At 65.8% G+C, this 231-nt stretch carries 1 protein-coding gene; it reads right to left on the bottom strand.

What is annotated here, in order from left to right; translation table 11 throughout:
* The coding region (locus SB772_RS46075) for a hypothetical protein (protein WP_410839279.1) at positions 1-231 on the bottom strand (231 nt) is incomplete at both ends.

A 231-nucleotide genomic window follows, 5' to 3' on the forward strand; every position in this document is an offset into this window, starting at 1 on the left:
CGTGGATCCAGCCGTCGCCGGCCGGAGGACGCGGCTTCAGCTTGGCAAGCACCGGCTCGACGAAATCGGGCATCGCCGCCTTGCGCACACCCTTCGGCCATTGGTGAGCCTGCGGCTTCGCCTTGGCCTTGGTTGCAAGCCTGGCTGCCGCCTTCCGGCCATTCGGCTTCGAATTCCAGGTATCATCTGGGTTCTTGGCGACCTGTTCGATCGTCCGGCCGCTCTTGGCCG

The sequence above is a fragment of the Paraburkholderia sp. SIMBA_030 genome (assembly GCF_046535245.1).
Classification (GTDB): domain Bacteria; phylum Pseudomonadota; class Gammaproteobacteria; order Burkholderiales; family Burkholderiaceae; genus Paraburkholderia.